Origin of the sequence: Pseudooceanicola sp., assembly GCF_029213205.1 — a bacterium.
GTDB lineage: Bacteria > Pseudomonadota > Alphaproteobacteria > Rhodobacterales > Rhodobacteraceae > Pseudooceanicola.
The window spans coordinates 39,043-49,041 of the sequence record NZ_JARGNH010000022.1; the positions used below are offsets into that span (position 1 = coordinate 39,043).

A 9,999-nucleotide genomic window follows, 5' to 3' on the forward strand; every position below is an offset into this window, starting at 1 on the left:
AGGACATCCGATGCATTTGCCAGCCCCCGTCAGCAAGATCGCCAAACGCTACCTGCCGATTCTCGACTGGGGCAGCCGCTATAACCGTGACACGCTGACCAGCGATCTGGTCGCGGCGGTGATCGTGACGATCATGCTGATCCCGCAATCGCTGGCCTATGCGCTGCTGGCCGGGTTGCCGCCCGAGATGGGGCTCTATGCCTCGATCCTGCCGCTGGTCGCCTATGCCATCTTTGGCACCTCGCGGGCGCTGGCGGTCGGGCCAGTGGCGGTGGTGTCGCTGATGACTGCCGCGGCGGTGGGCAATATCGCCGATCAGGGCAGTATCGGCTATATCGCCGCGGCCATCACCCTGGCCTTCATGTCGGGGTTGTTCCTGCTGCTGCTGGGCCTGTTCCGCCTCGGCTTTCTCGCCAATTTCCTGTCGCATCCGGTGATTGCCGGGTTCATCACCGCGTCGGGGCTGATCATCGCCACCTCGCAGCTGAAACATATCCTCGGCATCAAGGCCGAGGGCAATTCACTGATCTCGCTGCTGCTGTCGCTGGGACAGAACTTCGATCAGACCAATGTCATCACCCTGCTGATCGGTGCCAGCGCCCTCGCTTTTCTGTTCTGGGTCCGCAAGGGGCTAAAGCCGCTGCTGCTGGCCACCGGAATGCGCCCCGGGCTGGCCGCGGTGCTGTCGCGGGTCGGGCCGGTGGCCGCGGTGGCCCTGTCGACCCTGGCCACCTGGGGCTGGGCGCTGCAGGAGCGCGGCGTGGCGATTGTCGGTCAGGTGCCGCAGGGCCTGCCGCCGCTGACCCTGCCCAGCCTCGACCCGGATCTCTGGGGTCAACTGGCGATGTCCGCCGTGCTGACCTCGATCATCGGGTTCGTCGAATCGGTCTCGGTTGCGCAGACCCTCGCCGCCAAGAAACGCCAGCGTATTGTCCCGGATCAGGAGCTGATCGGCCTTGGCGCCTCGAACATCGCCGCCGCCTTTTCCGGTGGCTATCCGGTCACCGGCGGCTTTGCCCGGTCGGTGGTGAATTTCGACGCCGGGGCGGAAACCCCCGCCGCCGGGGCCTTTACTGCGGTCGGCATCCTGCTGGCAGCGCTGTTGCTGACCCCGCTGCTGTTCTTTTTGCCCAAGGCGGTTCTGGCGGCCACCATCATCGTTGCGGTCCTCAGCCTGGTCGACCTGTCTATCCTGAGCCGAACCTGGTCCTATTCGCGCATTGATTTCGCCGCCGTCGCCGCGACAATGTTGCTGACCCTGGGGATGGGTGTGGAAATCGGTGTCTCGGTCGGGGTCGGCCTGTCAATCGGGCTGTTCCTTTACAAGACATCGCGCCCGCATGTGGCCGAGGTCGGGCTGGTGCCCGGCACCCAGCATTTCCGCAATATTCATCGCCACAAGGTGCTGACCCAACCCAGCCTGCTGAGCATCCGCATCGACGAAAGCCTCTATTTCGCCAATGCCGCCTATCTGCAGGATCTGATCCTCAACCGGGTCGCCTGCGAGCAGCCGATCCGCGACGTGGTGCTGATGTGTTCGGCGGTGAACGAGATCGACATGTCGGCGCTGGAGGCGCTGGAAGAGATCAACCGGCGTCTGGGCGAGGAGAACATCCGCCTGCATCTGAGCGAGGTGAAGGGCCCGGTGATGGACCGGCTGCAACGCTCGCATTTCCTGCAAGAGCTGACCGGCGAGGTGTTCCTGGCGCAATATGACGCCTATCGGAAGCTGGCGGGTCAACAGGTCACCGCCGCCTGATCGGCCACCTGGCCCGCACCTAGCCCGCCGGTTGACCCAGCCGGGCGCGGCAGGGGCCAAACAGCGCCGCCAGCGCCAGGATCAGGCCGGAAACCGTGGCGATCATCCCGGCGGCGCTGACCGCATGCGCATAGCCCAGCCACAGCGGTCCATAGCCCGCCAGCACATAGCCCGACACCGCAGCGAGTCCGGCAAAGCCCTGGCTCCACGCCACCTGAAGCGACAGCCGATTGGTCATCAGCCGCGCCGCGGCCGGCGGGCAGATGAACATCGCGATGACGATGATCGAGCCGACCGCGTCAAAAGCCGCCACCGCCGCCATCGCCGCGATCACCACCAGGCCGAGCCCCAGCGGGCCGGTGGCGATGCCGAGGCTGCGGGCAAAGCCTTCGTCAAAGGTCGACAGCGCCAGCGGCCGCCAGAACAGCCAGATGAACCCGATCACCCCGACCAGCACCAGCGCCATACGCGGCAGTTCGGTCGGCAACCCGGCCAGCGCCACCGGGTCGAGCAGGCTGTTCCAGCCCAGCGCATCCAGCCAGATCAGGCTTTCCAGATTGCCATAGAGCGCGTGCTGCACATCCAGATGCACCGCCGAGGTGTCACTTTGTTCCAGCAGCAGCACACCGGCAGCGAACAGGGTGGTGAACACCACCCCCATCGCCGCGCCCGGCTCGATCTTGCCGGCCCGGCGAATCACCTCGATCATCAGCACCGCCAGCAGCGCCGCGCCACCGGCACCCAGCATCATCGGCCAGGTCGACACCCGCCCGGTCAGCAGGAACGCCACCACGATGCCCGGCAGCACCACATGCGATATCGCGTCACCGATCAGCGCCTGTCGCCGCAGCACCAGGAAATTCCCCGGCAAGGCACAGGCCAGTGCCGCCAGGGTGCCGATCAGCAGCGGCGGCAACGACAGCGGCACGAATTCTGTTCCGATCATACCAGACCTCCGGGGCGCAGTTGACTGTCGATCCTGGCGATCTGATCGGCGGTCAGCACGGTTTCAATCGGGGTCAGGCCATCATAGCGCGCCGCCGCCGCGCCGGTGCCTTCCGAGGCGCGCAGCCATTGCCAACGTCGCTCGTCCAGCAGCGCCTTGGCCGCCTGCGCCGTACCGGCACCGGTTGCCACCCCATCGGCGCGGATCAATCCGGCGCGGCGCAACAAGCGGCGGGTCAGCGCCTCATAGACCGGTTGACCCTGTGCCAGCGCCAGCAGGCCCTGACGCAGATGCACCCGATTGCGAAAACTCAGATGACGGATCAGCGCCGCCACCACCCCACGTCTTGGGGCGAACAACATCGACATGGCAAAGATTGCAAAGGCGACCAGCACGATGATTGGCCCGGTCGGCAGCGCCGGGGCCGACACCGACAACATCGCCCCGACCGCGCCTGAAACCCCGCCGATCCCCCCGGCGATCAGCGCCACCGATCCGGCCCGGTCCGACCAGAACCGCGCCGCGACCGGCGGCAGGATCAACAATGCTACGATCAGGATCAGCCCGACGATCTTTAGCCCGACCACCGTCACCGCCAGAACCAGCCCCATCATCGCCAGATCCGCCCGCCCGGTGTCGATACCGATCGAGCCCGCGAATTCCGGATCGAACGCGGTCACGATCAGCATCCGGCGCAGCAGCGCCACCAGAGCCAGCACCAGCGCGCCTCCGACCGCAATGATCAGCGCGTCAGTACGCAACATGCCTGCGGTGGACCCCAGCAGGTAGCCCTCCAACCCGGCCTGCCGCCCGGCGCTCATCGCCTGAATGACGGTCAGCAGCACGATACCCAGGCCAAAGAACACCGACAGCACCACGCCAATCGCCGCATCCTCGGCCAGGCGGGTGCGCCGTGTCAGCCAGCCGACCGCCAGCAGCCCGGCCGCCGCGCTCAGCGCCGACCCGGCCATCAGCCCGACCAGCGAGCGGCCGTCGCCACCGAAGGAAACCATCACGATAAACGCCAGCGCCACGCCGGGCAGGGTCGAATGGCTGATCGCATCGCTGACCAGCGCCCGTTTGCGCAGAAACAGAAAGGTGCCGGTCACCCCGGCGGCGAGGCCCAGCAGCCCGGCGCCAATCGCCACCAAGCTGGCGTTGTAGCCCAGATCAAACATCTCAGGAGGCCGCAATTCGGTCGATCTGCCCGCCCGACAACCGCCCGCCATAGGCCGCTTGCAGCATCTGTTGGGTGAACACCTTGGCCACTGGTCCCGCCGCGATCTTGCGCCGGTTCAGCAGAAAGACATGGCTGAAATAATCGGTGACCGTGGCCAGATCATGATGCACGCAAACCACTGTCCGGCCCTCGTCGCGCAGCGCCTTCAACACCGTGACAATCGCCTTTTCGGTGGCGGCATCGACCCCGGCAAAGGGTTCGTCCAGCAGGTAGAGATCCGCCGCCTGTGCCAGCGCTCGGGCCAGGAACACCCGCTGTTGCTGACCCCCGGACAGCTGACCGATCTGACGATCCGCGAAACCCTCCATCCCGACCCGCGCCAGGCAGGCCCGCGCCTGATCCCGGTGCGACCTGCGCACCCGGCCCAGCAACCCGAGGTCGCGGTAGAGCCCCATCAGCACCACGTCGATCACCCGTGTCGGGAAATCCCAATCGACACTGGCGCGCTGCGGCACATAGGCGATGCGTCGGCGTTGCGATGCTATCGGCTGGCCATAGACCGTGACCAGCCCCGACAATTTCGGGATCACCCCCAGCGCCGCCTTGAGCAGGGTCGATTTCCCGGCCCCGTTCGGCCCGATCACCGCCAGCATCGCGCCCTCCGGCACCGTCATATCGACCGAGAACACTGCCGGATCGCTGCCATAGGACACGGTCAGCCCACGGATCGCCAACGGGATGTCGGACAGGTCCTCCACCGGGGCCGCCCCCTCCTGTGCCGCCAGTTTCAGCTGTGTCATCACGATGATCCCTTAAGCAGCCCAGCCATGCCGCGCGGCGGCACCTTGCCACCCAAAGCAGCGGCGATGATGGTGATATTGTGGTCGATCATCCCGGGATAGGTGCCCTCATAGGTGCCCGGCACACCCATCGCGTCGGAAAACAGCTCACCGCCAATCCGCACCTGATGACCTGCCGCCGCCGCGCCTTCGACCAACGCCCGCATATTGCGATCCGAGACCGAGCTTTCGACAAACACCGCGCCGATCCGGCGATCCACCAGCAGCCGCACCAGATCGCGGATCCGGTTCAGCCCGGCCTCGCTTTCCGTCGAGATCCCCTGAATACCGACCACCTCGAACCCATAGGCGCGACCGAAATAGCCAAAGGCATCATGCGCGGTGAGCAGCACCCGCTCGGGCTCCGGCACCGTCAACAGAACCTCGCGCGCATAGGCATCAAGCCGCCTCAACGTCGCGATATAGCGCTCCGCGTTGACCGCGATTTCCTCGGCCGCCTCCGGCATCGCCGCGCTCAGCGCCCGCTGCACCACCGACACCGGCCCGGTCCAGAGCGCCGGGTCCATCCAGACATGCGGATCGAACTTGTCCTGATAGGTCGCATGGGCACGCAGCTCAGCGCGCGGAATCTCCTCCGCCACCGCCACCACATTCCGGCGCCGACGCAGATCCTCAAAGAAATCCTCCATCTGCGCCTCAAGGTAGAGGCCGTGAACCAGCACCAGATTGGCACGGGTCATCGCCACGATATCGCTGCGGGTCTGCCGGTAGGAATGCGGATCGACCCCCGGCCCCATCAGCCCGCGCACCGCCACAGACGTGCCGCCAATCGCCAACGCCGCGTCGGCAATCATCCCGGTGGTCGCCACCACCTGCAGCGGCGCCGCGGCGCGCAACGGCGCGGCGCTGAGGATCGGCAAGGCCGATGCGCTGGCCAGGAATTGGCGGCGAGACAGGGAATAGCGGCGGGTCAGGGACATGAAACAGGGCTCCGGTTAAGACCATCTGAGAATGCGAATGATTCGCAAAGAAGTCAAGACTATTGCGAGCCATTCGCAACTGTTTGTGCCGCCCGCCGATGCTTGCCTTGCGCTGACCGACGTGAGACGGTTTCGCCACAGACCGGGGAGGAACCCGCATGGATCAAGTCAAACCAACGCTGGCCCCCGGCCTGCCGCAGACCATCGAGTCGCGCAATCCCGGCATCGAGCTGGATATGGACTGGGTCCGCAGCGCCCAGGCCAACACCTCGGCGATCGAACGCCGGGCGGGCAGCCTGCCGGGCCGCCGCTCGGTCAAAAAGGAATTTCAGGCGGCCTGGTTGTTGCGGGCGATCACCTGCATCGACCTGACCACCCTGTCGGGCGATGACACCGAGGGCCGGGTGCACCGGCTCTGCGCCAAGGCCAGATCGCCGCTGCGCGCCGATATCCTCGACACGCTCGGGGTCAGCGGCCTCACCGTGGGCGCGATCTGTGTCTATCACGCGATGGTTCCGGCCGCCGTCAGCGCGCTGACAGGCACCGGCATCCCGGTCGCCGCCGTCTCCACCGGCTTTCCCGCCGGGCTGTCGCCCTACCGGCTGCGGGTTGCGGAAATCGGCGAAAGCGTCGCCGCCGGGGCCAGGGAAATCGACATCGTGATTTCGCGCCGCCATGTGCTGACTGGAAACTGGCAGGCGCTCTATGACGAGATCCGCGAATTCCGCGCCGCCTGCGGCGAAGCCCATATCAAGGCGATCCTCGCCACCGGCGAGTTGGGCACCCTGCGCAATGTCGCCCGCGCCTCGCTGGTCTGCATGATGGCGGGGGCGGATTTCATCAAGACCTCGACCGGCAAGGAGGGGGTGAATGCCACCCTGCCAGTGTCGCTGGTGATGATGCGGGCGATCCGCGCCTATCACGAGCGCACCGGCTATCGCATCGGCTATAAACCGGCGGGCGGGGTCTCCAAGGCCAAGGACGCGCTGGTCTATCTGGCGATGGTAAAAGAGGAACTCGGCGATCGCTGGCTGCGGCCCGACCTGTTCCGCTTTGGCGCCTCATCGCTGCTCGGCGATATCGAGCGGCAATTGGAACATCACGTCACCGGGGCCTATTCGGCATCCTGGCGACATGCGGCGGGGTGAGGGGAATGGCGCGCGACACCATCAACCGACCGCAGAAGCTTCCCGCCGACGCGTGCTTTGCAACGCCCGGCAGGGCTGACCTTGATCCGACCCGCCTTCAGGGAGGCATGACACCATGACCGTCAAGGAAATCTTCGAAAGCATGGACTACGGCCCCGCCCCCGAAAGCGCTGCTGACGCGCTCGCCTGGATCATCGATCAGGGCGCGAGCTTTGGGCATTTCATTGGCGGCGCCTTCACCGAGACCGGCGCGACCACCTTTGACACGAAAAACCCGGCGACCGGCGAGGTCCTTGCCACCATCTCCCAGGCTGGCCAGCCCGAGGTCAACGCCGCCTTTGCCGCCGCCCGACGGGCCCAGCCGGAATGGGAGGCAGCAGGCGGCCATGCCCGTGCCCGCATCCTCTATGCCATCGCCCGGCTGGTGCAGAAAAACGCCCGCCTGTTCGCGGTGCTTGAAACCCTCGACAATGGCAAGCCGATCCGCGAAAGCCGCGACATCGACATTCCGCTGGTGCATCGGCATTTCTACTACCACGCGGGCCTCGCCCAGCTGATGGAATCCGAACTGCCCGACCGCCGCGCCCTTGGCGTCTGCGCCCAGGTGATCCCGTGGAATTTCCCGCTGCTGATGCTGGCGTGGAAAATCGCCCCGGCCCTGGCGACGGGCAATACCGTGGTGTTGAAACCGGCCGAATATACCCCGCTCACCGCGCTGCTCTTCGCCGATATCTGCCGTCAGGCCGGGGTGCCGCCCGGGGTGGTCAATATCGTCACCGGCGATGGCGCGGTTGGCGAGATGATCGTCACCCACAAGGCCGCGAACAAGGTCGCCTTCACCGGCTCGACCGATGTCGGCCGCCGGATCCGGCGCGCCACTGCCGGTCAGGGTAAGGCGCTGACCCTCGAACTGGGCGGCAAATCACCCTACATCGTGTTCGAGGATGCCGATATCGACAGCGCCATCGAGGGGCTGGTCGATGCGATCTGGTTCAACCAGGGCCAGGTCTGTTGCGCCGGCTCGCGCCTGCTGGTGCAAGAGGGCATCGCCGAGGATTTCCTGCGCCGCCTCAAGGCCCGGATGGACAAGCTGCGGGTCGGTGACCCGCTGGACAAATGCATCGACGTCGGCGCCCTGGTCGATCCGGTGCAGCTTGACACCGTCACCCGGCTGGTCGGACAGAATGCGGCAGGCGCAATCTATCACGCCGCCTGCGCGATGCCGACTGGCGGATGTTATTATCCGCCGACCCTGATCACCGGGCTGGAACCCTCCGATCGGCTGATGCAGGAGGAAATCTTTGGCCCGGTGCTGGTCTCCACCACTTTCCGCACCCCGGCCGATGCGGTGACGCTGGCCAACAACACCCGCTACGGGCTGGCCGCCACGCTGTGGAGCGAGAACCTCAACCTCGCCCTCGACATCGCGCCGAAGCTCGCCGCCGGGGTGGTCTGGATCAACGGCACCAATATGTTCGACGCCGCTGCCGGGTTCGGCGGCCTGCGCGAAAGCGGCTTTGGCCGTGAGGGCGGTTGGGATGGGCTGATCGCCTATACCGGGGCAAAGGCAGAAACCAAGCCGCTGGCGCAGGTCAAAACGACGCAAGGCGAGGTCGCCCCGGTGCAGGGCCTCGACCGGACGCCAAAGCTCTATATCGGCGGCAAGCAGGCCCGCCCCGACGGTGGCTATTCCACCCCGGTCTTTGGCGCCAGGGGCGCGGTCCTGGGTCAGGTCGGGATCGGCAATCGCAAGGATATCCGCAACGCGGTCGAAGCCGCCCATGCCGCCGCGGGCTGGTCCAGGACCAGTGGCCACCTGCGCGCTCAGATCCTCTATTACATCGCCGAGAACCTCTCGGCCCGAGCCAAGGAATTCGCTGACCGGATCGACGCGATGACCGGCAAAGGCGGCGCTGCGGAGGTCGAGGCGAGCATCCGCCGCTTGTTCACCTATGCCGCCTGGGCCGACAAATACGGCGGCGACGTCCGCTCGGTGCCGATCCGCGGCGTGGCGCTGGCGATGCGTGAACCCGTGGGCGTGATCGGCGCGATCTGCCCGGATGAGGCGCCGCTGCTCGGCCTGGTCTCGGTGCTGGCACCGGGTATCGCCATGGGCAACCGCATGGTCCTTGTCGCCTCCGAGCCGCATCCGCTGGCCGCCACCGACTTCTATCAGGTGCTCGACACCTCGGATGTCCCCGGCGGGGTGGTGAATATCCTGACCGGTCGCCATGCCGAGCTGGCCCCGGTGATGGCCAAACACCTCGATCTTGACGCCATCTGGTCGTTCTCCTCAACCAACCTCTCCAAGACCATCGAAGCAGAAAGCGCCGGAAACCTGAAACGCAGCTGGGTGAACAATGCCCGCGCCACCGATTGGGCCAAGGCCGAGGGCCGCGCCTTTCTCGATGCTGCGACCGAGGTCAAAACCATCTGGGTGCCTTACGGCGAATAACCGCACCGGGCGCGTCGAGATTTAACAGATTGCCGAAACAGTCCCTTAACCGGAAGGCTGTCCCCGCTCCAGGGCTGTCTCGCCTGATCGCGATGCCCTTTGGCGGCTCGATATATGCCCCGTGGGCCGTCTCTCCGCGTCATGCGGCACGCAACCGGGGTGGTCTGGCGAGGTGGTTGGCGGCCATTGCCAGAATGAACCGCGACCGGACGCGTTCGACGCCGCGATCCATGGTCCGAGCCATGCCGCCGACGGTTTTCGCCCATCCGAACGCGTCCTCGCTCTTCTTTCGGAGCTGCGCCCGGATCAAGCGTTCCGGCGGAATTGAACCGCGACCCGCTCGTCTCGTCCGTCCCGCTCATCCTCCCCCCGTCGCTGCGGCCCAAAGGATGAATCATGTTCTCAAAGCCCTGTCGAGGCAGGGCTCGTTCAGCAACCTGTTAGAGACTGCTTGATGAATTTTTTGCCAATCACGGAAACAAGCACAGAAGGAACCCGGCGATAGTAATGCCAAGTTTCTTCACGCTTCTGTAGATGATGTGTTTCAGCCACCTTTTTCATCCTGTCTGTATACCACATTTGGGATCAACAGGCAGGTAGTAAGTAACTGGAAAATAATGAGTTCTGTAAATTCAGTACCCTAGTATGGAATTTGGTGGAGCCTAGGGGGATCGAACCCCTGACCTCTTGCATGCCATGCAAGCGCTCTCCCAGCTGAGCTAAGGCCCCAT

General features: G+C 65.5%; 8 protein-coding genes, 1 tRNA gene and 1 pseudogene. 3 read left to right on the plus strand and 7 right to left on the minus strand.

Features of this window, described 5'->3' with window-relative positions:
- The first annotated feature begins 10 nt into the window (after positions 1-10).
- Positions 11-1,759, plus strand: coding sequence for a sulfate permease (gene sulP, locus P1U48_RS14580; protein ID WP_301069904.1), 1,749 nt, complete (start codon positions 11-13; stop codon positions 1,757-1,759).
- Positions 1,760-1,778: 19 nt separating this feature from the next.
- On the opposite strand, the gene P1U48_RS14585 is transcribed toward sulP, so the two are convergent.
- The 4 genes from P1U48_RS14585 to P1U48_RS14600 are packed head-to-tail and all read right to left on the minus strand — an operon-like array spanning position 1,779 to position 5,665.
- The gene (locus P1U48_RS14585) at positions 1,779-2,705 is read right to left on the minus strand and encodes a metal ABC transporter permease (protein WP_301069906.1); all 927 of its coding nucleotides are present in this window, start codon (positions 2,703-2,705) and stop codon (positions 1,779-1,781) included.
- Positions 2,702-3,883 carry a metal ABC transporter permease gene (locus P1U48_RS14590; RefSeq protein WP_301069907.1) on the minus strand — a complete coding sequence of 394 codons (1,182 nt, stop codon included), beginning with the start codon at positions 3,881-3,883 and terminating at the stop codon, positions 2,702-2,704. The genes P1U48_RS14585 and P1U48_RS14590 overlap by 4 nt, the downstream gene beginning before the upstream one ends.
- Position 3,884: 1 nt before the next feature.
- Entirely contained in the window at positions 3,885-4,685 is an 801-nt protein-coding gene (locus P1U48_RS14595) for a metal ABC transporter ATP-binding protein (RefSeq protein WP_301069909.1), read from the minus strand.
- A complete protein-coding gene (locus P1U48_RS14600; RefSeq protein WP_301069911.1) occupies positions 4,685-5,665 on the minus strand; it encodes a zinc ABC transporter substrate-binding protein in 981 nt (326 codons plus the stop codon). The genes P1U48_RS14595 and P1U48_RS14600 overlap by 1 nt, the downstream gene beginning before the upstream one ends.
- Positions 5,666-5,823: 158 nt before the next feature.
- Between P1U48_RS14600 and deoC the strand changes: the two genes are divergently transcribed.
- Both deoC and P1U48_RS14610 read left to right on the plus strand, forming a co-directional pair.
- Complete coding sequence (gene deoC / locus P1U48_RS14605) at positions 5,824-6,813, plus strand: deoxyribose-phosphate aldolase (RefSeq protein WP_301069913.1); 990 nt, start codon at positions 5,824-5,826, stop codon at positions 6,811-6,813.
- A 115-nt stretch (positions 6,814-6,928) separates the two neighbouring features.
- Positions 6,929-9,268 (plus strand): aldehyde dehydrogenase family protein, encoded by a 2,340-nt coding sequence (locus P1U48_RS14610; RefSeq protein ID WP_301069915.1) that lies wholly within the window; start codon positions 6,929-6,931, stop codon positions 9,266-9,268.
- A gap of 139 nt (positions 9,269-9,407) precedes the next feature.
- Here the strand turns inward: P1U48_RS14610 and P1U48_RS14615 are convergent.
- The 3 genes and pseudogenes from P1U48_RS14615 to P1U48_RS14620 all read right to left on the minus strand — a co-directional run.
- Positions 9,408-9,566 (minus strand): annotated as a pseudogene (locus P1U48_RS14615) (IS5/IS1182 family transposase); the annotation flags it as partial.
- 131 nt (positions 9,567-9,697) lie between these two features.
- Positions 9,698-9,847: a DUF6538 domain-containing protein gene (locus P1U48_RS18220; protein WP_366142902.1), complete on the minus strand. Its 150-nt coding sequence runs from the start codon at positions 9,845-9,847 to the stop codon at positions 9,698-9,700.
- Positions 9,848-9,921: 74 nt separating this feature from the next.
- A tRNA-Ala gene (locus tag P1U48_RS14620) sits at positions 9,922-9,997 on the minus strand.
- Positions 9,998-9,999: the final 2 nt, after the last annotated feature.

Coding starts and splice junctions, on each gene's coding strand:
- P1U48_RS14610 (WP_301069915.1), top strand. CDS start 6,929: ATGACCGTCAAGGAAATCTTCGAAAGCATGGACTACGGCCCCGCCCCC.
- P1U48_RS18220 (WP_366142902.1), bottom strand. CDS start 9,847: ATGTGGTATACAGACAGGATGAAAAAGGTGGCTGAAACACATCATCTA.
- deoC (WP_301069913.1), top strand. CDS start 5,824: ATGGATCAAGTCAAACCAACGCTGGCCCCCGGCCTGCCGCAGACCATC.
- P1U48_RS14585 (WP_301069906.1), bottom strand. CDS start 2,705: ATGATCGGAACAGAATTCGTGCCGCTGTCGTTGCCGCCGCTGCTGATC.
- P1U48_RS14595 (WP_301069909.1), bottom strand. CDS start 4,685: ATGACACAGCTGAAACTGGCGGCACAGGAGGGGGCGGCCCCGGTGGAG.
- P1U48_RS14600 (WP_301069911.1), bottom strand. CDS start 5,665: ATGTCCCTGACCCGCCGCTATTCCCTGTCTCGCCGCCAATTCCTGGCC.
- sulP (WP_301069904.1), top strand. CDS start 11: ATGCATTTGCCAGCCCCCGTCAGCAAGATCGCCAAACGCTACCTGCCG.
- P1U48_RS14590 (WP_301069907.1), bottom strand. CDS start 3,883: ATGTTTGATCTGGGCTACAACGCCAGCTTGGTGGCGATTGGCGCCGGG.